Source organism: Bradyrhizobium sp. UNPF46, from assembly GCF_006658625.1.
In the GTDB taxonomy this organism is placed as follows: Bacteria; Pseudomonadota; Alphaproteobacteria; order Rhizobiales; family Xanthobacteraceae; genus Bradyrhizobium; species Bradyrhizobium nitroreducens.
The window spans coordinates 12790-35450 of record NZ_LFJB01000017.1; the positions used below are offsets into that span (position 1 = coordinate 12790).

Below are 22661 nucleotides of genomic sequence, written 5' to 3' on the forward strand. Positions count from 1 at the left end.
CTATCGATTGCTCGTGCACCTCGTTCCTAGCATCCGGATGTGGCGATACCAATGGTCTGCACCCTGCGAAGTGCGACATTCCGGCCCTGCGGCTTTACTCCCCGCCCGCTCTGACCCTATCGTTCGCAGGCCTTGCCGACCATGCAGGCCGAATCGCCCGGTAAGCGGCGAGGGCGGGAGGAAGAGGTTGCGATGAAAGACCCCGTGGACGTCCTGATCATCGGCGCCGGCGCTTCGGGCGCGGCGGTGGCGTGGTCGCTGGCCGACACCAAGATGCACATTCTCTGTCTTGAGCAGGGCGGCTGGATGAACCCGGCGGAATATCCGAGCACGGGCCGGGACTGGGAGGCCAAGTTCTTTGGTGAGTGGTCGTCGAGCCCGAACGTGCGCGGCCGGCGAGAGGACTATCCCATCAACGACGACAATTCGCCGATCAAGGTCGTGAACTACAACGCTGTCGGTGGCTCGACGGTGATGTACACCGCGCATTGGCCGCGGCTGCATCCTTCCGATTTCAAGGTCAAAACGCTCGATGGCGTCGCGGACGACTGGCCGATCGACTACGACGCGCTGACGCCGTTCTTCGAGGAGAACGACCGCATGATGGGCACGTCGGGGCTCTCAGGCGATCCACTCTCGCCGCTGACGCATCCGCCGATGCCGCAGCAACCGATGGGATTGTCCGGCGCCATCATCGGCAAGGCCATGAACAAGCTCGGCTGGCACTGGTGGCCGTCGGACACGACGGTCGCGACCATGGACTACGAGGGCCGGGCGCGCTGCATCAATCTCGGCCATTGCACGCCGGCCTGCGCGCAAGGCGCGAAATCCTCCACGGACATCACCTATTGGCCGCACGCGATCCGCGCCGGCGTCGAGCTGCGAACCCATTGCCGGGTGCGCGAGATCACCACCGACGAGAACGGCATGGCTTCGGGCGTGGTCTATTACGACAAGGACGGCGTCGAGCAGTTCCAGCCCGCGCATGTCGTCATCATTGCCTGCAATGGCGTCGGCACGCCGCGGCTGCTGCTCAACTCGAAATCCAGCCGCTTTCCGAACGGCCTTGCCAATTCATCTGGCCTCGTCGGCAAGAACCTGATGTTCCATCCCTATGCGCAGATCTACGGTTATGTGAAGGAGCCGACCGACAGCAACCGCGCGCCGCCGACCTGCCTGTGGAGCAAGGAGTGGTACGACACCGACCTGTCGCGCGGATTCGTGCGTGGCTATGGCGTCCAGTTCGTGCGCGGCGCCGGTCCGGTGTTCGAAGCGGTCGTCAGCGAGCAGAAGGGCATTTTGCCGTGGGGCGAGGATCATCACCGTGTCTTCCGCAAGCTCAACGGCCATCGGCTCGGCTTCTCGGCGATCTGCGAGGATTTGCCGGAGGAGCACAATCAAGTCACGCTCGATCCGGCCCTGAAGGACAGCCACGGCATTCCCGCGCCGAAGATCGACTATACCATCAGCGAGAACAGCCGGAAGATGATGGAGCACGCGCTTGCCCGCGGCCGCGAGTTTCTGGAGACGGCAGGCGCGACCGATATCTGCATCAACTCGCCGATCCCCTGGGGCGGCTGGCACCTGCTCGGCACCGCGCGGATGGGTATCGACCCCGAACGCTCCGTGGTCAACGAATGGGGCCGCAGCCACGACGTGAAGAACCTCTTCATCGTCGATGGCAGCATCTTCGTCACCTCGGGCGGCGTGAACCCGACCTCCACCATCCAGGCCCTCGCGCTCTACATCGCCGACCAGATGAAGCAGCGCCTCGCCAATTTGTTCGATTGAGGCCGTCATGTCCGCAGACAATCAACTGACGCGCACTCAGCGCGACGACCTCCGCACCATAGCCGCGATGATCGTTCCCGCCAGCGACGAGTACAAGGTGCCCGGCGCGGACGATCCCGTGATCCAGGCCGACATGCTGGCAACGCTCGGGCGCGACACCAAATTGGTGGCGGCGGCCCTGGATCATCTGGCCCGGTTGGCAGGAGCGCCGCTCGCCGGGCTCGATGCCGAGAAACGCGATGCGGTGGCGCAGGAGTTCCGCAAGAGCGGCGGTGCTGCTGCGGCCACGCTCGCCCGTGTCGTGCTGCAATGCTACTATCGCGACGACCGCGTGCTGCGCTCGCTGGGGATCGAGCTGCGCGCGCCGTTCCCCAAGGGCCATGTGCTGCCGGACGGCGACTGGTCGCTGCTCGATCCGGTCAAGGCGAGGGGCGGCTCGCTGAGGCAGGTCCCCTAGCCACCTGGGCAGTCAAGACCCGGCAGTCCAGCCCTGCGCGCCAGGCGGGCACCTTGCGCGGCAGTGAGCAGGCCACCATCTGTGTGTGCCTTCAAGGACTCTTGCCATGCTGGATTTCACCTCAGATATCGTCGATGACACCCCGTCATCGCGAACAGCGGCTGCTGCCCCGGACGACGACCGGGCACTGCTCGACGCCTATTCCAACGCCGTGATCGACGTCACCGACCGTGTCGGCCCTGCGGTCGTGCGCGTCGAGACGGGTCCCAAAGTGCCTGATAGACGCGAGCGCGGCGGGCTCGGCTCGGGCATCGTGATCTCGCCCGACGGCCTCGTCCTCACCAACAGCCATGTGGTCGGCACGTCCAAGGAGATCCGGCTGCGCGACGTCGAGGGCCATGTCGGCGAGGCCCAGGTGCTCGGTGTCGATCCCGACACCGATCTTGCGCTGCTGCGCGCCAATGGCGTGCGGCATCTGCCTTATGCTGCGCTCGGCAATTCCAAGACGTTGCGCCGCGGCCAGCTCGTGATCGCGATCGGCAATCCTCTCGGCTTCGAATCGACCGTGACCGCCGGCGTGGTCTCGGCGCTCGGACGCTCGATCCGCTCGGTCAGCGGGCGTACCATCGAGGACGTGATCCAGACCGATGCCGCGCTCAATCCCGGCAATTCGGGCGGACCGCTGGTGTCGTCGCATGCCGAGGTGATCGGCATCAACACGGCGATCATCAACGGCGCGCAGGGCATCTGCTTCGCGGTCGCCAGCAACACCGCGCAATTCGTGCTGTCGGAGATCATTCGTCACGGCTATGTCCGTCGCGCCTACATCGGCGTTGCCGGGCAGACAGCGCCGGTCCCGCGGCGGCACGCGGTGCTGGCCGGCGTCGAGAACAAGATGGGCGCGCTGATCGCACAGATCGAGCCTGACGGCCCTGCGGCGAAGGCGGGCCTGTTGCCCGGCGACGTCGTGATCAGGCTCGACGGCGTCGAGATCAACGGCGTCGACGATCTGATCCGCGTGCTCGACCGCGACCGGATCGGCCGGCGGCTCGCCATGGACGTGCTGCGGCTCGGCCGCCTGCGGGCGATCGACATCGACCCGATCGAGCGGAGGCCGGCGCGCTAGCATTGGCCCCTCCGGGCGAGGTATGACGGTGTCATGCCTCGTCCTCGGACCCTTGCCGCATGATGCCGGCGCATGAGACCTACGACGTCATCGTCATCGGCGCGGGTGCCGGTGGCATGACGGCGGCGGCCGTGGCCGCGGCCGAAGGCCTGCGCGTGCTGGTGATCGAGAAGACCGCGTTCGTCGGCGGCACCACCGCCTGGTCCGGTGGCATGGTCTGGATTCCCGCCAATGCCAAGATGAAAGAAGCGGGGCTGTCGGACAGCGTCACGGATGCGGTTCAATATCTGTCGAGCACCGTGCCGGAGCCGGCCAATGCCGGTCTGCGCGCCGCCTTCCTCGCGCGCGGGCCTGAGGCGGTCACCTGGCTCGAAGCTAACACCGAAGTCCGCCTCCAGCCGGTGAAGGCCTATCCTGACTGTTATCCCGAGCGATTGGGTGCGGCGTCAGGCGGTCGCGTGCTGGGGCCGGTGGCGTTCGACGGCACGCGGCTCGGCCAGGCTTTTGCGCGGCTGCGGCCGCCGCTGCCGGAGTTCACGCTGTTCGGTGGGATGATGGTCGATCCTCTCGACATCCCGCATTTGCGCAGCGTCGGAAAATCGCTGCGCTCGACCTTGCGCGCGGCGCGGCTGGTGTCGGCATACGCGTTGCAACGGTTGCGCAGCCCGCGCGGGACGACGCTGCATCTCGGCAACGCGCTTGCCGCGCGGCTCTATGCTTCGCTGCTGGCGCGGCGGGTTGAGGTTCTCTTCAGCGCCGACGTCGAAGACCTCTCGATGCAGGGCGATCGCGTTGGCGGCGTGGTCATCCGCTATGGCTCGCGCGACCGGCCGATCGCAGCGCGTCGCGGCGTGGTGCTGGCGACCGGCGGCTTCTCGCACGACGCCGTCTTGCGCAAGCGCTTCTTCCCTGCGGCAGCGCGACTTGTCTCGGCGACCAACACCGCCAGCACCGGCGACGGACTTCGACTCGCGACCGCGGCCGGTGCCGCACTCAACACGGAAGCGACAAGTCCGGCCTATTGGGTGCCGGCCTCGCTATTCCGCAGGGCCGACGGCAGCCGTGGCGTGTTCCCGCACACCGTGACCGATCGCGCCAAGCCCGGCGTGATTGCCGTGAATGCGGCCGGACGACGCTTCGTGAATGAGGCGCTATCCCACCACGAATTCGTGCTCGCCATGCTCCGTGACGGCAATGGCGAGCCGGATCGGCCGTTCTTTCTGATCTGCGACCGTCCGTTCCTGTGGGGTTACGGCCTCGGCCGCATCAAGCCGTTCACGTGGAGTGTGCGGCGCTATGTGATGAGCGGCGAACTGATCGAGGCGGCTGACATCGCGCAGTTGGCGACGAAGATCGGCACCAAGCCTTCCGTGCTGACGGCCACGCTCGCGCGCTACAACGAAGGCGCAAAGCAGGGGCGCGATCACGAGTTCGGCCGCGGCAGCACCATCTATCAGCGGCATCTCGGCGACATCAGCCACAAGCCCAACCCCTGCGTCGCGCCGATCCTCCGCGCCCCGTTCTTCGCGATGCGCATCTACCCAGCCGATCTCGGCACCGCGATCGGCATGCAGGTGGACGCCCAGGCCCGCGTGCTGCGCGCGGACGGCACGCCGGTCGCGGGTCTCCATGCCTGCGGCAACGACATGGGCTCGATCATGAACGGCAATTATCCGGCGCCGGGGATCACGTTAGGGCCGGCGCTGACGTTCGGGTATATCGCGGGGCGGCATCTGGCCGAGGGGAGCATGACATGCAAGACCGCTGCAGGCGTGTCGGCGTCCGTCTAGCCATCTCCACTGCTGTCATGCTCCGCGAAAGCGGGGCATCCAGTACGCCGCGGCCCATCGGTTCAATCACTGCCATCTCGGCGTACTGGATCGCCCGGTCAAGCCGGGCGATGACATCGAGTGTGAGGCAAGTGCGTCCCTTTACTCCGCAGCCGCCGCAAAGCGGCTGTTGTCCAGCTCAGCCTCCAGCCGCGCCTTCTCGGCTGCCGCCAATTTGACATTGGCTTCCTTGACGTGCCCGAAGCCGCGGATCGTCTCCGGCACGCGGGCGAGCCTTGCCAGCAGCGGGATCTGCTCGGCCTTCAGCCCGGTCATCCGCTGATCAATCATCGCCAGATAATCCACAACCAGCTTCCGCTCGGTGCGGCGCTCCTCGGTGCGGCCGAACGGATCGAACGCGCCGCCGCGCAGGAACTTCAACTTGGCGAGAACGCGGAAGGCGTGGATCATCCAGCCGCCGAATTCCTGCTTCTGGAGATGCCCCGTGGTCTTGTCGCGCTTGGCGAAGATCGGAGGGGCCAAGTGGTACTTCAGCGTGAAGTCGCCGTCGAACTTCTCCGACACCTTCCTGGCGAAGCTGCCGTCGGTGTAGAGTCGTGCGACTTCGTACTCGTCCTTGTAGGACATCAGCTTGGACAGGTTCTTCGCGACCGCCTCGGTCAACTCCGTGGATGCGGGCGAAGCCGTGCTCTCGGCCTTGCGCACCTTGGCGACGGCCGCGAGATAGCGGTCGGCATAGGCCTTGTCCTGATAGCCGGTCAGGAATTCCGCGCGGGTCGCGATGATGTCGTCGAGCGACTTGGTCGGCGCGGCGGCCCTGTTCTTGAACTGCAGCACGCTGCGCACCCGCGACATGTCGTGGGCGGCGAGGCGGCCCCAGGTGAAGGCGAGCTTGTTCATCTCGATCGCGGCGCCGTTGATCTCGATGGCGCGGAGCAGCGCCTCCAGCGACAGCGGGATCGCACCCTTCTGGAAGGCGAAGCCGAGCATGAAGGGATTGGTCGCGATGCTGTCGCCCATCAATGCGGCGGCAATGCCTGTCGCGTCGATGATGTCGAGGTTCTTGTCGCCGACGGCGTCGCGCAACACGGTCTGCATCGTGCCCATCTCGAAATCGAGGTCGGGGTTCTGCACGAAGCTCGCTGTCGGCTGCAGATCGGCGTTGATGTAGGCCTTGGTCACGCCGCGCTCGGCGCGGCTGAGCGCGGAGGGGCCTGCCGAGACGATCATGTCGCAGCCGAGGATGACGTCGGCGCCGCCGGTGGTGATACGGACCGCCGAGATATCCTCCGGCTTCGGTGCGATGCGCACATGGCTCATCACCGCGCCGTTCTTCTGCGACAGGCCGGTGAAGTCGAGTGCCGAGCAGCCGCGGCCGTCGACATGCGCGGCCATGCCGAGCAGGGCGCCGATGGTGATGACGCCGGTGCCGCCGATGCCGGTGACGAGGATGTTGTAGGGGCCGTCAAGTTCGCGCGCGGGCGGCAGCGGCAGATCGGCGAACAGCTGGCCGGAATCCACCGCCGAAGTCTTCATGCGCTTGAGGGTGCCGCCATGCACGGTGACAAAGCTCGGGCAAAAGCCCTCGACGCAGGAAAAGTCCTTGTTGCAGTTCGACTGGTCGATCTGGCGCTTGCGGCCGAACTCGGTCTCCAGCGGCTGCACCGAGACGCAGTTGGAGGCCTGCGAGCAATCGCCGCAGCCTTCGCAGACCAGCTCGTTGATGAAGGCGCGCTTGGCGGGATCGGGATAGAGCCCGCGCTTGCGGCGGCGGCGCTTTTCGGCGGCGCAGGTCTGGTCGTAGATCACGACCGTGAGGCCCTTGATGTCGCGCAGCTCGCGCTGCACGGCGTCGAGCTCGCGGCGGTGGTGGATGGTCGCGCCTTGCGGGAAGTAATTGCCTTCAGGATATTTCGTGGGATCGTCGGAGACGATCGCGAGCCGCTTGACGCCCTCGGCCCAGACCTGATGCGCGATCTGTGCGACGTTGAAGGCGCCTTCGGCCGGCTGGCCGCCGGTCATCGCCACGGCGTCGTTGTAGAGGATCTTGTAGGTGATGTTGATGCCGGCGGCCGAGGCGGCGCGCAGGGCAAGAAGGCCGGAATGGGTGTAGGTGCCGTCGCCCAGATTCTGGAAGATGTGCTTCTCGCTGGTGAAGGGCGACTGGCCGATCCAGTTCACGCCCTCGGCGCCCATATGCGAGATCAGATCGGTGCGGCGGGTCGGCATGCTCAGCGCCATGCCGTGGCAGCCGATGCCGGCCATGGCGCGGCTGCCTTCGGGCACGCGCGTCGAGGTGTTGTGCGGGCAGCCCGAGCAGAAGAACGGCGTACGCGCGAGCTTGATCTGGGTGCTGGTGGTGACGGGATTGTCGAAGGCCTCCAGCCGGGCGAGACGCTGCTCCAGCACCGGGCTGTGATGACCAAGCTTGCGCAAGCGCGCCACCAGGGCGCCGGCGACGATGGTCGGCGTCAGCTCGCCTTCGCTCGGCAAGAGCGGCGCGCCGCGCTCGTCGCGCTTGCCCGTAATCGTCGGGCGCTTGGAGGCATCGATGTTGTAGAGGATGCGCATGAGCTGGTCTTCGATGAAGCCGCGCTTCTCCTCGACCACGAGCACGTCCTGAAGCCCTTCGGCGAACCGCCTGGCGCCGCTTTCCTCCAGCGGCCAAGTCAGCGCGACCTTGTAGATGCGAAGGCCGAGGTCCTGCGCGTCCTTGTCGGTGATTCCCAAGTCGGCGAGCGCCTGGCGCAGGTCGAGATAGGCCTTGCCGGTCGCGACGATGCCGAGCCGCGCGGGCTTGGAATCGAGCACGATGCGGTCGAGCTGGTTGGCGCGGGCGAAGGCCTGCACGGCGGCCATCTTCGGCCCGAACAGGCGTTTCTCGGCATCCAGTGGTGGATCCGGCCAGCGGATGTTGAGGCCGCCGGGCGGCATCTCGAAATCATCGGGCAGCACGATCTTGATGCGCTCAGGGTCGCTATCGATCGAGGCCGAGCTTTCCACAGTCTCGCTGATCGCCTTGAAGCCGACCCAGCAGCCGGAGAAGCGCGACAATGCGAAGCCGTAGAGGCCGAGATCGAGATAATCCTGCAGAGTCGCCGGATTGATCACGGGGATCAGCGCTGCCGCAAACACCTGCTCGCTCTGATGCGCCAGCGTCGAGGACTGGCAGCCATGGTCGTCGCCGGCCAGCGCCAGCACGCCGCCGTTGCGTGAGGTGCCGGCCGCATTGGCATGCTTGAGCGCATCGACCGAGCGATCGACGCCCGGACCCTTGCCGTACCAGATGCCGAACACGCCATCGACCTTGGCGCCGGGGAACAGGCCGACCTGCTGGCTGCCCCAGACGGCGGTCGCCGCCAGATCCTCGTTCAGGCCGGGGACGAAGGCGATATCGTGCTGCTGGAGGTGCGACTTCGCGCGCCACAGCGCATGATCGTACATGCCGAGCGGGGAACCGCGGTAGCCCGAGATGAAGCCGCCGGTGTTGAGCCCCTGGAGCCGGTCTCGTTCGCGCTGCAACATGGGCAGACGGACCAGCGCCTGCGTCCCGGACAGGAAGATCCGCTTGGATTCGAGCCGGTATTTGTCGTCCAGCTCGACCTGCAACAGCGTCATTTCGGAGGTCCTTGTTCTTCTTGGTCTGGCGGGGATTTTGCGCCGCGGATGGAGATGCGGCTTGCGAAGCGGATGTTCGCAGTCAAAAGCATGGGTCGCCGAAGTCAATACGGCTAGCCGCATCCGTGGCGCTCCTGCTAGTCATGGCTGTCTGTGGAGGACACCAATGGCTGCAAACGCGTTCGAGACCGAAATCACCGAGACGGCCGAGTCGCTGATCGGCCCGTGGCGGCGGCCGGGCCAGATGCTTCAGGCGCAAACCTACGACGCGCACGCCTCCATCCACGACGACGCCACCGCGCAGAAGCTCGGCTTCAAGGGCGGCACCATCGAAGGCCCCACCCATTTCAGCCAGTTCGCCCCGCTCGGTGCGCGGCTGTGGGGACAGGCCTGGTTCGAGAGCGGCTGTCTCTCCGCGCATTATCGCAGCGTCTGCTACGAGGGTGAGGAGGTGCAGGCGATCCTGTCGAAGCCGCTGCCCGGGACAAGCCAGTGCCAGATCCAGATGGTCAAGCGCGACGGCACGGAGGTGCTGCGCGGCACGGCTTCGGTCGGCGAACCGCACGCCGCGACGGCGCTGGAGGCCCGTCTCGCCGAGCTCAAGCCGCTGGCCGATCCGGTGATCCTGCGCGACGTCAAGGTGGCACGGACCGGCAAGCGCCAGACCGTCCGCATGGCGTTCGATCAGGCCATGGGTGACCTTTATCCCTTCTCGCTGCGGCAGAAGCTCGCCGTCATCACCGAAAGCTCGCCATACTATTCCGGCGCCGACAACCCTGGGGCAGACCGGTCATCCCGATGGAGATGCTGAGCGTGCTGTTCCAGTACCGCTCCAAGGACGATCCACTGCCCGCTAAGGGCCCGGCCGTCGGCCTGTTCGCCGACCAGGAGATCCGGCTCGTGAAGGGGCCGCTCTTCGTCGATGAAGATTACGAGGTCGAGCGCGAGGTGGTCGCGCTCTCGGGCAGCCGCCGCACCGAAAGCGCCTGGGCCAAGACGCGCGTGTTCGACAAGACGGGCGCGGTGGTCGCGACCATGCTGCTGAACATGGCGACGCTGAAGGACTCCTACGCGCCGTACGAGGAGGAGTACCAACGGCTGTATGGAGCGGGGCGCAACTGACAGCCCGTCGTCAGGCCAGCGGTCGAGCTTCTACACGATTGACAACTCCGCCCAAATTCGAAAGATTGCAACCAGAGGGTGGGGGAGAGCGGTCTATTCGAAGGCGCGTGTCTGCTTGGCATCATGAATTTCGTCGAGCGACGAGCCTCCGAAGATTATTGCGTACCAGCGGAGAATGATATTCGCGGTTCGTTCAGTCCTTTTACGAGCCATCTTTTTCAAGTCGGGCGAAAATAGCCCAGCCGTCGCAGGTCATCGTTTTCTAACCGTCAGGCACTCCTGAAGAGCCGCGTTTCGCCGGCCGATGGAATCATCTTATGCGTTTGGTCCCTTGCCATCCGTATGTCCTTGCGTTGTTCGCTGTGGGGCTTGCGCCGGGCCTCGCGATCGCGGGCCCGTGCTCGCTCGAGACTGCCAAGAGCGCCCAGATCCGATCCAAGGCAATGAGCCTGGTGAACATCGAGACCAGAGTACTCCATCCGCTCAATTCTCTTCTTGATAACGGCGCGTCGGCAAGCGGATCGGGGGGCAGCAGGCCGACCTTGCGCTTCGACGACAGCGCTTTGCGTTCGCTTCGCAACCTCAGTGGCGGGCAGTTGAACATCGCCCAGCTGAGCGAGCATGACCGCCTTCGGCTGACTGCCGATCCGCTCCGGCTGAATCCGTCATCCAGCGACGCCGTTGCAAGGGTGCACACGAAGCCGTGGTCAACCGACATCGTTCGATCCAGCAAGCAGATGGCCTCGCCCTTCTTCGTTGTCGGCGATGACGGAACCAAGCCGTTGCCAAAGCTGCCCGAACGGCCGGCCGGGTCGCCAGCCCCGAACTGCGTCGGCACGATCAGCCGCCCCAAAGACCCGTCATGCGCGTTCGACCTTCCGCCATATCGCGCCTTTCCCGTCGGAGATCCTCCAGAGGATGCCTTCAGGCGGCGCGACGCGATCGCGAATCTCGCGACCGTGACGATCCTGGTGGACAGCACCGATGGCAGAACCCAGATATGCACCGGCGCCCATCTCGGCCACGGGATCGTTCTGTCTGCGCATCACTGTCACCGGCACGACTCCTTTGTGGCCGAGAAGTATCGCGTCTACTTCAACTCCGACGAGCTGAAGTCGCCGTGGCCGGGCGGCCTGTCCGCCAGCCCTCTCAACGGCGATGATCCATCGGCAAGCGAGCTGGACTTCCTGCTGATCAAGATTCAAAGCCTGCCGGACGAATTCGCCGGAGCATTCCTGAAGCTGGCGATGGGCGATCCGTGGAAGGCGTGCAAGGACGGCGCCGACCTGGAAGCCTATGTGACGTGGCATGAGAGCGAAAAGCGCGTCACCAAAAAGGTGTCTGCTGACTCTCAATGTGTCACGAAGACGAAAGCCACCTGCGTGGGTGAGCGCGGCCGGCGTGTTCACGGTTGCGACACCACGGAAGATTCGAGTGGCGCACCCATCCTGCTGAGAGGTGGCAGCAGCATCGTCGCGGTCCACACCAATGGACGGATCGACGACGATTCCAACTGCGCGCTTCCGAGCTCCGAAATTCGCAGCGCTCTCTACGACGCCTCGGGGTTGCCAAAGATTCCCGAAGCGGCTTCGATACTCTGGGAGGAATGACAATGTGGAAGGGACGACTTGCGGCATTCGCCCTGCTGACGATCGCAGCCACCGGTTCGGCACGCGGCGATGAGGATCAGCCCGAAGGTCTTCCGCCGACGGTCTCGGCACTTGTTCAGGCCGCCGGCGCCTTGACGAAGTCGGCCGCGCCGCCTCTCGATAGCAGGCGGGCCGAGGTCCGGGCCTATCGCATACGCCAGGCACTCTCCCTGTACCTGACGGAGAAGGATCTGGCGCAGCCGCCTTCCTTGCCCAAGATCAGCAACCTGCTATGCGAGCCCCGCGTCAAGCAATTGGCATTGCGCGCATCGATCACCTACCTCGACGCGGTGACGGCGGAGGTCAAGAAGACCGCGAAATCCGCGATCACGGACTCGACCGATTTCAACAACATCATCCTCGCTTTCAAGTCACTGTTTGCGGATTACCAGATCCAGGTCGACGCCAAGGACATGTCCTCGGAGGAGGTGGAGGCCCAGATCAAGAAGAGCTGCGAAGACGACATCAACGGCTTCGCCGGCACCTACTACGGCCTGAAGCCAGTCGACGAGTCCGGAGTGATCGCGGCCTTCACGACCCTGTTCGACTTGTTCAAATCGATCGTCGCGCCGGTGATCGTCGAAGGCGCGAAGTTCATCGATGAACAGAGGCGTCTCGATAGGATCAAGAAGTTCCTCAAGGAGGAGAAGAACCAGAAGCTCATCACGGCGAATGCCGCAAATTTGCGCGACTACCTCGTCAAGGTCGAGCAGATCAAGACGGCCGAAGCCGTTGGGCATTTCGTCGAGGCTCACACGAGGCTGAATGCGAGCTTCAAGCCGGCCAAGGATGTCAAGGAGTGTGCCGACTTCAACAGCCTTGCCCCGGAGAAGCGCGGACTGCCCGCGACCGGATTGCCGTCACGCGAGTTCGTGACGTGCTTCGCGGCGATCTGGGGCGCCATGAAGGACCCCGTGATCGATCTTGCCAAGGCTGCCGCGGACTATGACCAGCATGCCGACGTCGGCACCAGGCAGGAACTGGATGCGTTCGAGAAGATCAACACCAATCTCGCCAAGATCGCGTCGGGTCAGGACGATGCGCCGTCCTTCAACGCGATCTGGCAGGCGGCCATGCGGATCATAGCGATCGGCGAAAAGATCGAGAAAGCAAACTCGAAGGACAACCGCGACAAGGTCGCGAAGGCAATCAAGGATCTCGTGGAAGCGCTTTGAGGAGGGTGGCGATGGTTGGACTGGATCAATATTTCGGAACGCATACGGGGAATCTGAAGATCTATGTGGGGCCGTTCAAGGTCGGATCTGGCAGCTTCACCTCGTTCAACTCCAACTTCGCTGCGTTCACCGGCTCGTACAATGCATTCGGAAGCAGCGGCGCCTTCACCATAGCCATCCAGCTTCTGCATGCTCAGAATGCCTCGTCCGGGACCTGCAAGGTGACGCTCAACAACAGCACGGATGCCAGTGCGGCCTACACCGTCGCGGGAGACAAGTTCTCCCTCCAGACCAATCTCAATCCAACACCCATCGACATTTATGTCAGCCAGGGCGGAACGCAGTTCGATGGGGTTTCGGGGCATAATCTCTGGATCGGCCAGTGGTCCTGAGCTGCAGGCCGGCCAGGAATTGTCCGGCGCCTTGATAGCCGCGCGCGTCGCACTGCACCCCTCTGCGCGAGCTTGGCCACCTCGCGCGGAGGGGCCCGCAACGCCTGGCCTGACCCAGGCGCCGCGGTCGAGAAAGCAAACAGTCCGCCCAAGACTTGAGCAAATTGCGTGGGGCGAGGCGGTCGCACAGTGAATAAGCAGACCTGATATCGACTCATAAGATTTTGACTCCGCTGCGAATTTTTCCGCACCTCGGCGCCAATCGCAATTGTACACAATGGCACGGCGCTTGCAGAACTCCTGACAAAGTGAGTTCTCGCGAGGGGCGGGCGTCATGCTGGACTCGAGCAAGCGGACATGGGGCGTCATCGGCGCCGAGCCCGAGCCGATCAAGCTCGACTGGCCCGCCACCGCGCTTCTAATCATCGACATGCAGCGCGACTTCATGGAGCCCGGCGGCTTCGGGGAGACGCTCGGCAACGACGTCAGTCAGCTTGCGCGCGCGGTGAAGCCGATCAGCGCGGTGCTGACGGCGGCACGCGACACCGGGATGCTGGTGATCCACACCCGCGAGGGTCATCTTCCCGATCTCTCCGATGCGCCGCCGGCGAAGGTCGAGCGCGGCGCGCCGAGCCTTCGCATCGGCGATCCCGGCCCGATGGGGCGCATACTCATCCGCGGCGAGGCCGGCCACGACATCATCCCCGAGCTCTATCCGCTCGACAGCGAGGTCGTGATCGACAAGCCCGGCAAGGGCGCGTTCTACGCCACTGAGCTTGGCGACGTGCTGGAGAAGTACGGCATCGAGAATTTGCTGGTGTGCGGCGTCACCACCGAAGTGTGCGTCAACACCACCGTGCGCGAGGCCAACGACCGCGGCTATCGCTGCGTCGTCATCTCGGACGGCTGCGCGTCCTACTTCCCCGAGTTTCACGAGATGGGCCTGAAGATGATCAAGGCCCAGGGCGGCATCTTCGGCTGGGTCACGGACTCGGCCGCGGTCCTGGAGGCAATGAAGACTTCGAACATTTCAGCTTAGGGGCATCACCATGAGCACAAGCATGACGGGGACGGCCGGCAGATCTGAGAGCAACACGTCCGAGTTCAAGCCGGCACTATGGACATCGGGCGACTGGAACGCGTTTTTCGGCTTCGGCACCAACATCCTCGTCAACATGCTGGTGCTTACGGGCCTCTTGCGCTTCGTCCTGAAGATGCCTGACAGTCTGGTGTTCGGCCGCATCCTGCCCGCGCTCGGGCTGATGATGTGCCTATCCACCTTCTACTATGCATACCTCGCCTATCGGCTCGCGCAGAAGACCGGCCGAAACGACGTCTGCGCGCTGCCCTCGGGCGTCAGCGTGCCCCACATGTTCATCGTCACCTTCGTGATCATGCTGCCGATCACGCTGAAGACCGGCGACCCGCTCAAGGGCTGGTCGGCCGGCCTCGTCTGGGTGTTCTTCCAGAGCTTCATTCTGATGATCGGCGGCTTCATCGCGCCGTTCATCCGCAAGATCACGCCGCGTGCGGCGCTGCTCGGCACGCTCGCCGGCGTCTCCGTCACCTTCATCTCGATGCGGCCGGCGCTCGAGATGTACATGACTCCGCAGATTGGCCTCGTCTGCTTCGCCATCATCCTGGTCAGCTGGTTCGGCGGCGTGAAATATCCGCGCGGCATTCCCGCAGGCCTCGTCGCCATTGCCGCCGGCATGATCATCGCCTGGGGGTCGAACCTGTTCGGGCTCGGCCTCGGCGGATTGAGCATTGCAGGCGTTGGCGCGGCGTTTGCCAATTTCGGATTCTCGGTGCCGCTTCCCGCCGTGGGCTACGTCTTCTCCGGCTTCGAATTCCTCGGCATCATCCTCGTCACCGCCATTCCGTTCGGCATCTACGACCTCGTCGAGGCCATGGATAATGTCGAGAGCGCGGAAGCCGCCGGCGACGAATATCCGACCACGCGCGTGCTCACGGCCGACGGCGTCGTCAGCCTGATCGGCTGCCTGATGGGCAATCCATTCATCAACGCCGTCTATATCGGTCATCCCGGCTGGAAGGCGATGGGCGGCCGCATCGGCTACTCCGCCGCAACTGGCCTCATGGTGATCGTGCTGGCCTGGTTCGGCATCATTTCGGTGCTGCTGGCACTCGTGCCCGTGGTCGCGATCTCGCCGATCCTGCTCTATATCGGCATGCTGATCGGCGCGCAGGCGTTCCAGACCACCCCGGTCAAGCACGCGCCCGCGATCGTGCTGGCGCTGACGCCGCATCTGGCCGCCTGGGCCAAGCTCCAGATCGACACGATGCTCGGCTCGACCATGATGGCCGCGACGTCAGTCGGTGGTCTGGCTGCGGACAAGGCGGACGCGGTCAAGGCTGCCGCGATCGCCGCGCTGCCGCAGCAGGGCGTGTTCTATCACGGCCTTGAGGTGATGGGTGGCGGCTCCATCCTCGGCGGCCTGATCCTGGGGGCGATCGGTGTCTTCATCATCGAGCGCGACTTCGAAAAGGCCTCGGGCTTCGCGCTGGTCGGAGCGGTGCTGACCTATTTCGGCTTCATGCACGGCGAGGCCGTCGGCATCGGCGGTGGCTTCGGCGTCACGCCTGCCGTCGCGCTGGCCTATGCCGTGATGGCCGCCGGCCTGTTCGCGGCCGGCAAGCTCGGTGCCAGCGAGCACTATGCCGCGCATCCGGAAATGTCGGCCGCACCGGCGGAGTAGAAGCGAAGCGGAGATTGCGGCCGGGGACGTGATGTCGCCCGGCCGCTCTCTTTCCGGCCGCACGCGAAGGCAAGTCAACCCAGCTGATTGATCCACTCGCGGAATAGCTCCGGGCTGGCGTCGACCGCGGCTGCGAGATCGCGGGAGTCGCGCGCTGCGCGTGGCGAGTAGCCGAAGCGCTGCCGGAAGCTGCGGCTGAAATGCGCCTGGCTCACGAAGCCGAATTCGGCGGCGATCTCCGCATTCCAGCGATCTTCGTCGGCGTCATCGAGCAGCACATGGATGGCCTCAAGGCGTCGCCCGCGAATGTAGTCGGCGACGCCCGCGAGCGGCGCGAAGACCCGATAGAGCACCGAGCGGGAAACGCCGATCTCGCGGCAGATGGTTGCCACCGAGAGATCGGCACGACCGAGGTTCTGATCGATGAAACGGCTGGCGCGATGAAGGATGGCGATGTCGCGCCGGGCAAGCCCTTGCTCGCGCGGCCGCGCAGCCATGCCAAAACATCCGCGCAGCAGCCCGAGCGTCGTCTGCACCGCTTCGGGCGCCTCATTCGCGTCCATTGCCGGAAGCCGCCGCCGTAGCAGTCCCATCTGATCGGCAAGCACCCGGCCGGCGGCGCCGTCAAGCACGAGCCCGTGCAGGTCGAGGCCATCGGGCGCAGCGCTGACGATTGGGTCGCGCTCGACGTCGAGGCTGATCGTGTCGGTCGCGGTGGCGATGCCATCGAAGGGGCGGGTCAGGTCGAGCACCAGGACCTGGCCAGGACCGGCGGAGATCGGCTCGCCGTCGACCTCGCCGCTCCAGGCACCGCGACGGAGCAGCAGCAGCGCGAATGAGTTGCGGCCATCGGCCTTTACCAGCGCGGCGGAGCGGGTGAAGCGCACCGGCCCCATCCGGGTGGATGCGGTCACGAGGCCGCCGAGCAGCCAGGCCTCGGCCAGAACCTCGAAGTCGTCGCTGGCCGTGCCCTCAGGGACCGACACCTCGTAATGCGTGAGAATCGCGCGGTAGCGGTCGAGCCGCTCGGCGGCGGGCAGCTCCGCGGTATCGAAACGCAGATACGGAATTTTCGTCATGCCAGGCCGCTCCCTCCGGCAGTTGGTCTGCAAATTGGGACGATCAGGCAAGTTTCCACGCCGTCGAACCGCAGTCTCCGGACATGAATATTCATATTATCGCGCGCGGGCCAGACGTGTGTTTCGCGGCCCGGACAATTTGCAATGACGTGAAGGGTGAGCGATGACGGCGCGGGGGACGGGGTTTGCGACGCGGCTGGCCGATCGGCGGACAGGCGAGATGGCGGCGCGAACGGGGAGGGAAGCGGCGTGGCCGCGAATGCGGCCAGCTTCGATCTGCGTGGCCGCGGCGATCGTGCTCGGCGTCTTGCTCGATGCGCCATCCGCGCAGGCGCAGTTCGTCTGCGTCGACGCCAGTAACAGCGCCGGCGGCGCCGTCGCCGGTGCTGCCGGAAGCACGGCATGTGGTGCCAGCAGCGCGGCGGGCGGTGCATCCAGCACCGCCTTCGGCTATGTGAGCAATGCGGCCGGCAATCAAACCGTGGCCGTTGGTACCAATAGCAGTGCCGCCGGCTGGTATTCCACGGCGGTGGGGGCCGACTCCCGCGCGTCCAGTGACTTCGCAACTGCGACCGGTGGCCGGAGCACCGCGACCGGCCTGTCCAGCTCAGCTTACGGCATGGACAGCTATGCGTATGCCGATAGTTCAGTGGCGGTCGGATCGTGGGCGGTCGTCAATGCGGGCAGCACGAGCGGAACGGCTGTCGGCAACAACACCACGGTGACCGGCGTCAACAGCACCGCGGTCGGTGCGTTCAACAGCGTCACCGGCACCAACAGCGGTGCATTCGGCACCGGTCAGACCGTGCGCGGCAATGGCAGCTACGCCATCGGCGACCCCAATACGCTGAACGGCAATGGCAGCTTCGTGCTCGGCGACAACAACACCATCAACGGCACCAACCAGACCGGCCGGGGCGACAACGTCAATGTGGTCGGCTCCAACAATGCGGTGGCCGGCACGGCGAGCGCTGCGGGATCCTCCGTGTTCGGCTCTGGCAACACCGTCAATGCGCCTAATGCGCTGGTGATGGCGAACGCGGCGACGGTGACCGGCGCAGGGGGTATCGCAATCGGCAACTCCGTTTCGGTCGCCGGCGCCAATGCCGTCGCCGTCGGCAACAATTCCAGCGCCGGCTTCTCCAATTCCGCCGCCTTCGGCAATGGCGCTACAGTGACCCGCGCCAACCAGCAGACGTTCGGCACCGCCGGCAACACCTACACCATGGCCGGCATCACCTCGTCGGCGAGCAAGGCGGCGCAAAGCGGTGCGACGCAGCTCGTCACCTCCGATGGCGCCGGCAATCTCGCGACCACCACGCTTGCCAATCTCGGCATTGCCTCGTCCAGCGATCTCAGCGCCATTAACGGCCAGCTCGCCAGCATCAACGGTCGCCTCGACGACCTCAGCAGCCGGACCAGCAAGGCGACCAGCGGCGTCGCCATGGCCTTTGCCATGGCCGGTGTACCGACGCTGCTACCGAACGAGAGCTTTGCCGTGACCATGAACTACGGAACCTTCGAGCGGGCCAACGGCCTCGCGTTCAACGCGGCGCTGCGCCTCAATCGGAACATGCAGTTCAACGGGGGAATAGGGTACGGACCCGACCAGCGTATCGCCGGCGGGCGCGTCGGCTTACGCCTGGGCTGGTGAAAAGCATGGTCGTATCCCCACGATTGGCCGCATGCCTGATCCTCATGGTTGCGTGCGCGCCCCTGCGAGCAGAGACGCAATCGTCTTCCGGCTTCGCCGATCGTTGGGCGGTTCAGCCGGCGGCAGGCTCCACAGGACAGGGCGGTCCGCAGGTCACCATCGAGCAGGCGCTCTATCTCATCCGCTCCTCGCTCATGAGCCTGAATGACGCGAATCGCTCCGGCAATTATTCGGTGTTGCGCGACCTTGCCGCACCCGAATTCCAGGCCCGGAACAGTGCCGCCGATCTCGCGCTTGCGTTCTCCGACCTGCGCGCCCGCAGGTTCGACCTGTTTGGCGCAGCACTTCTCGCCCCGCGATTGTCGATGCCACCCAATGTGAATGCCCGCGGCATGCTGCGGCTCAGCGGCACCATTCCAACGAGGCCGTTGCAGATCGATTTCGATCTGGTGTTTCAAAATGTCGGCGGCAGTTGGCGGCTCCATGGACTGTCGGTCGCGACACCCGCCGCTGCGGCGCAAGCTGCTCCGGCGCAAGCAGAAGCCTCGAAGCACTAGTCTCAGGGCCGGACGGCCGGCGTCTCCATCGGCAGGCCCCGCGCCCGCGACATCAGATAGAGCTCGAGCGCGACCAGCTCGGGTGAGCCGTAATCAAAGGCCTGGGCGCGGACGCCACTCATGCAGCTGCGCAGGCGCCGCTCCAGCGAACCCAGCGTCTGCCATTCCAGGCGGTAGAGCGGATAGCCGGTGGGCTGTCCTTGCGTGATCGGCGCGCCCGCGAGGCGTCTGTCGAAATTGTCGTCGTGGCAATTGGTGCAGGCGAGGTTGAGCTGGCCCTTCCGCTGCATGAAGAGGTCGCGGCCTTGATCCACGAAGGACTTTACCTGCGGATCGTCGCCGGCGGTGATCGCGACGCCGCGCGATTGATGGGCGACGAAAGCGGATAGCGCCAGCAGGTCGCGGCTCTCATAGGGCAGCGGCGCTGCCTGCTGATGATTGGCCCGGCAGAGATTGATGCGCTGGTCGAGCGTGACCGGGCGCCCCACCGCCTTGTCGAAGGCCGGGTAGCGTGCGGCGACGCCCTTCATGCTGTTGCGCGCATCGCCATGACAATCCGCGCAGGCTTTCTCCGCGCTGCCGGACTGCTTGCCCCACAGCTGCTCGCCGTCGAGCACGAACAGCATGCCGGGATTGGAGGTGTCGTCGTCCTGCATGGTGCGCGTCTCTGGCCCCATGAAGGAATAGCCGGACCGGCGCGCATCGGGCGGAATTTCGCCGGCGAGCAGGGCCGGGGCCGTGGCGAACAGTGCTGCCGCCGCTATCGCGCGCCAAATGGTCATTCGACGGTGATCGATGCCGATGCGGTGGACGAATAGCCGTTGTCGCCGATCCACTCGAACTCGAACTTGCCGCTCTCCTTGGCGATTGTGAAGAACGACAGGTAGGGATTGGCAGCGATCGCGGGAAAGAGATCGGCACGAAAGATCTCCGCGCCGTTGTAGCGGCAGGTGAAGCCCGTGATGATGTCGCGCGGCACCAGCTTGCCGTCGGCAGTGTGACGGAAGCCCGTTTCCATGATGTGCGAGGTCAGCGTCCGGATCTCGATGACATCGCCGCGTTTGGCCCTGGCGGGAACGTTGACGAGTGCGGCCATCAGTTCATCTCCTCGGTGCAGGCGGCCAATGTCACGACCACGTCCGCGGCGACCTGCCAGAACGTGTCGTCGGACAGGCGCGCGATCGCGATTACCTTCTGGGTGTCGGCAAGGCGGATCCGGGTCGAGATCTGGGCGCGGCCGGAGGCGGGGTTGAGATAGAAATTGCCGATGTTCGGTTGCGGGTTCTTCTCATTGAAGACGTGGATGCTCTTGACGTGGTCGTCAGCCGTCATCGGGCTTGCGACGGTTACCGTCATCGGCACGGTATTGCCGTTCTCGACCAGCGGCGGAATGTCGAGCTTCACCTTGCCCGTGCGGATCTGAGCTTCGCCGACGACGTTGCGGACCGCGGTGCTGAGCATCGCGGGCGTTGCTCGAAGTGGACGCAGGGTGACGATGGGGATCGCCCCGACGACTGTCACGCCTCCGGCAAGGTTCAAGAATTGTCGTCGCGTGGTTGGCATGAAGCTAGTCCCGAAGCGTTGCAAGAAAGGCCACGATGTCCTCGATCTCCGCAGCCGACAAGATCGGCTTGCCGGCGAAGTTGCGGCCCACCCGCACGAGGCCGTTGCTGCGATAATAGGACGGCATGATGGTCTGGGCGTTGAATCGCGACGCATCGACCAGTCGAAGCCGCAACTGGCTCGTCGTCCACCGGTTCCCGGCGCCGGTGAGGTCGGGTGCGAGGTCGCCCTGGAATCGCGTTTCCGGGAACGGGCCGGAATGGCAGAGGATGCAGGTCGTGGTGCGCGCCAGCACCAGCGCGCGGCCGCGCGCCACGTCCCCGGGCGAGCCCGTGAGTGATTGCGGGATGCCGTCGCCGACGATGTTGTAGGCGACGAGTTCGTCCGCCTTGGTGGGCGAGGCGAAGGCGAGGCTCACCACGATGAATGTTGCAATCGCAGCTGTCGAACGGGATGTGCGGCGGCGCCGCGGAGTCCTCTTATCTTTCCCGCCAGCGGGAGAGGTCGAGCCGAAGGCGAGGGTGAGGGCTCTTCCCTCTTGGGGGGGCTCGCGAGTGGAGACACCCTCTCCCCGACCCTTCCCCGAAAGGCGGGGGAGGGGGCGCACTGTGGTCGTGGCAATAGGCTCGTCCCATCATCGCATCAGCCGAAAGTATCCGTCGTGATGGTCTGAAACCAGCGCTCCGCCTCCGCCGCCTCGCGGGCCCGCAACTCGCGCGGCGCATCGACCGGGCTCGTCGCGCCGCCCTCGACTTCGGCGAAGATGTCGCCCTTGGGCTGGTAATTGCCCGCGAGCGAGAAGCCGTAGTCGGGCGCGACGGTGTTGTAGCAGACGCCGGTCAGTCGCGGCGGCTCCGGCGTGCGGCCGGCGAGCAAAGCGACGATCGCGGCGGCGCAGGCCTTGCCTTGCGCGCTTGCGGCCGACGCCGATTTGGGAATGCCGCCGCCTAGGCAGGCATCGCCGATGACATGGACGTTCTTGACCAGTTTCGATTCGAAGCTCATGGGGTCGATCGGACACCAGCCGGTTGCGTCCGCAGCGCCCGCGATTTCGGCGATGCGGCCTGCGCGTTGCGGCGGGATGACGTTGGCGACATCGGGCGTGTAGTTGCCGAACTCGGTGACGATAGTCATGGTCGCCGGATCGACCGAGGTGACGCGGCCGCCTTGCGACAAGCCGATCCGCTCGATCATATCGCCGTACAGCTCCTTCCATGCTTTCTCGAACAGCCGCTGCTGGGAGAAATTGTCCTTGGCGTCGAGGATCAGAACTTTCGAGCGCGGCTTCTTCGTCTTCAGGTAATGCGCAATCAGGCTGGCGCGCTCGTAAGGCGCCGGCGGGCAGCGCGAGGGATTGGCCGGGATTGCAATGACGACCGTGCCGCCATCGGCCATCGCCTCCAGCTGCCTGCGCAGCAGCAATGTCTGCGCGCCGGCCTTCCAGGCGTGCGGCATCTTCTCCGATGCGGCGTCGTCGTAGCCGGGCAGGGCTTCGCCATGGAAGTCGATGCCGGGCGAGAGCACGAGACGATCATAGGTCAACACTGTGTCATCGGTCGTCGTGACGCTTCGCTGCTGCGGCTCGATCTTCGCGGCCGCCTGGCCGATCACGGCGATGCCGTCGGCGGCGAGCTTGTCATAGCCGAAATGTTGCGTCTCCATCTCGCGCAGGCCAGCGATCACCTCGTTGCTGAACGGGCAGGAGGTGAAGATCTTGTTCGGCTCGATCAGCGTAACCTGCAGTTTCGCGTCGGCGCGCTTCAGCGCACGCGCGCAGGCCGCGCCGCCGAAGCCGCCGCCGATCACGACGATGCGGCCTGCCGATTGCGCACGCAGGATCGAAGGTGTGGCGAGCGATGTGGCCGCGGCGGTGATGCCGAGAACGGCAGTCCGCCGTGTCACCGGCACATTCATGAGTCCTGTCCGAAAAAGTGTGCCGCGGCGGCCGTCGTGGCCGCCGCGGCGTTT

18 protein-coding genes and 1 pseudogene are annotated in these 22661 nt (G+C 65.2%); 12 read left to right on the forward strand and 7 right to left on the reverse strand.

The window, feature by feature from the left end; all coding sequences use genetic code 11:
* Positions 1–192: 192 nt before the first annotated feature.
* The 4 genes from UNPF46_RS08125 (at position 193) to UNPF46_RS08140 (ending at position 5164) form a co-directional block, all read left to right on the forward strand.
* On the forward strand, positions 193–1791 hold the full coding sequence (locus UNPF46_RS08125) for a GMC family oxidoreductase (protein ID WP_142249640.1): 1599 nt from the start codon (positions 193–195) through the stop codon (positions 1789–1791).
* A 7-nt stretch (positions 1792–1798) separates the two neighbouring features.
* Positions 1799–2248, forward strand: coding sequence for a hypothetical protein (locus tag UNPF46_RS08130; protein WP_142249641.1), 450 nt, complete (start codon positions 1799–1801; stop codon positions 2246–2248).
* Positions 2249–2354: 106 nt separating this feature from the next.
* Entirely contained in the window at positions 2355–3374 is a 1020-nt protein-coding gene (locus UNPF46_RS08135) for a S1C family serine protease (RefSeq protein ID WP_100175801.1), read from the forward strand.
* 59 nt (positions 3375–3433) lie between these two features.
* Positions 3434–5164 carry an FAD-dependent oxidoreductase gene (locus UNPF46_RS08140; RefSeq protein ID WP_142249642.1) on the forward strand — a complete coding sequence of 577 codons (1731 nt, stop codon included), beginning with the start codon at positions 3434–3436 and terminating at the stop codon, positions 5162–5164.
* Positions 5165–5305: 141 nt separating this feature from the next.
* Here UNPF46_RS08140 and UNPF46_RS08150 read toward each other — a convergent pair whose 3' ends face one another.
* A complete protein-coding gene (locus UNPF46_RS08150; protein ID WP_142249643.1) occupies positions 5306–8782 on the reverse strand; it encodes an indolepyruvate ferredoxin oxidoreductase family protein in 3477 nt (1158 codons plus the stop codon).
* Between the two features lie 166 nt (positions 8783–8948).
* Here UNPF46_RS08150 and UNPF46_RS08155 point away from each other — a divergent pair.
* The 6 genes and pseudogenes from UNPF46_RS08155 to UNPF46_RS08180 all read left to right on the forward strand — a co-directional run bounded on the left by UNPF46_RS08155 (position 8949) and on the right by UNPF46_RS08180 (position 15840).
* Positions 8949–9904 (forward strand): annotated as a pseudogene (locus UNPF46_RS08155) (hypothetical protein).
* A 443-nt stretch (positions 9905–10347) separates the two neighbouring features.
* Positions 10348–11514 carry a trypsin-like serine peptidase gene (locus UNPF46_RS08160; protein ID WP_142249644.1) on the forward strand — a complete coding sequence of 389 codons (1167 nt, stop codon included), beginning with the start codon at positions 10348–10350 and terminating at the stop codon, positions 11512–11514.
* A gap of 2 nt (positions 11515–11516) precedes the next feature.
* On the forward strand, positions 11517–12728 hold the full coding sequence (locus tag UNPF46_RS08165; protein ID WP_100175806.1) for a hypothetical protein: 1212 nt from the start codon (positions 11517–11519) through the stop codon (positions 12726–12728).
* A gap of 11 nt (positions 12729–12739) precedes the next feature.
* Positions 12740–13120, forward strand: coding sequence for a hypothetical protein (locus UNPF46_RS08170; RefSeq protein ID WP_100175807.1), 381 nt, complete (start codon positions 12740–12742; stop codon positions 13118–13120).
* A gap of 334 nt (positions 13121–13454) precedes the next feature.
* Complete coding sequence (locus tag UNPF46_RS08175) at positions 13455–14159, forward strand: cysteine hydrolase family protein (protein WP_142249645.1); 705 nt, start codon at positions 13455–13457, stop codon at positions 14157–14159.
* A gap of 10 nt (positions 14160–14169) precedes the next feature.
* Positions 14170–15840: a regulator gene (locus UNPF46_RS08180; protein WP_142249646.1), complete on the forward strand. Its 1671-nt coding sequence runs from the start codon at positions 14170–14172 to the stop codon at positions 15838–15840.
* 74 nt (positions 15841–15914) lie between these two features.
* Here UNPF46_RS08180 and UNPF46_RS08185 read toward each other — a convergent pair whose 3' ends face one another.
* Positions 15915–16952 (reverse strand): helix-turn-helix domain-containing protein, encoded by a 1038-nt coding sequence (locus UNPF46_RS08185; protein ID WP_246668615.1) that lies wholly within the window; start codon positions 16950–16952, stop codon positions 15915–15917.
* A gap of 226 nt (positions 16953–17178) precedes the next feature.
* Between UNPF46_RS08185 and UNPF46_RS08190 the strand changes: the two genes are divergently transcribed.
* Both UNPF46_RS08190 and UNPF46_RS08195 read left to right on the forward strand, forming a co-directional pair.
* Positions 17179–18573: a hypothetical protein gene (locus UNPF46_RS08190; RefSeq protein WP_181769838.1), complete on the forward strand. Its 1395-nt coding sequence runs from the start codon at positions 17179–17181 to the stop codon at positions 18571–18573.
* A 5-nt stretch (positions 18574–18578) separates the two neighbouring features.
* Positions 18579–19130, forward strand: a complete 552-nt coding sequence (locus UNPF46_RS08195) for a hypothetical protein (RefSeq protein WP_246668616.1) — start codon at positions 18579–18581, stop codon at positions 19128–19130.
* A 2-nt stretch (positions 19131–19132) separates the two neighbouring features.
* Here UNPF46_RS08195 and soxA read toward each other — a convergent pair whose 3' ends face one another.
* The 5 genes from soxA to UNPF46_RS08220 all read right to left on the reverse strand — a co-directional run bounded on the left by soxA (position 19133) and on the right by UNPF46_RS08220 (position 22607).
* Positions 19133–19912 (reverse strand): sulfur oxidation c-type cytochrome SoxA, encoded by a 780-nt coding sequence (soxA, locus tag UNPF46_RS08200; RefSeq protein WP_181769839.1) that lies wholly within the window; start codon positions 19910–19912, stop codon positions 19133–19135.
* A complete protein-coding gene (gene soxZ / locus UNPF46_RS08205; RefSeq protein WP_100175813.1) occupies positions 19909–20226 on the reverse strand; it encodes a thiosulfate oxidation carrier complex protein SoxZ in 318 nt (105 codons plus the stop codon). Before soxZ ends, soxA begins: the two co-directional genes overlap by 4 nt.
* Positions 20226–20693, reverse strand: coding sequence for a SoxY-related AACIE arm protein (locus UNPF46_RS08210; RefSeq protein ID WP_142249649.1), 468 nt, complete (start codon positions 20691–20693; stop codon positions 20226–20228). Before UNPF46_RS08210 ends, soxZ begins: the two co-directional genes overlap by 1 nt.
* Before the next feature lie 4 nt (positions 20694–20697).
* Positions 20698–21114 (reverse strand): sulfur oxidation c-type cytochrome SoxX, encoded by a 417-nt coding sequence (gene soxX / locus UNPF46_RS08215; protein ID WP_246668617.1) that lies wholly within the window; start codon positions 21112–21114, stop codon positions 20698–20700.
* A gap of 221 nt (positions 21115–21335) precedes the next feature.
* Positions 21336–22607, reverse strand: a complete 1272-nt coding sequence (locus tag UNPF46_RS08220; protein WP_142249650.1) for an NAD(P)/FAD-dependent oxidoreductase — start codon at positions 22605–22607, stop codon at positions 21336–21338.
* Positions 22608–22661 lie beyond the last annotated feature (54 nt).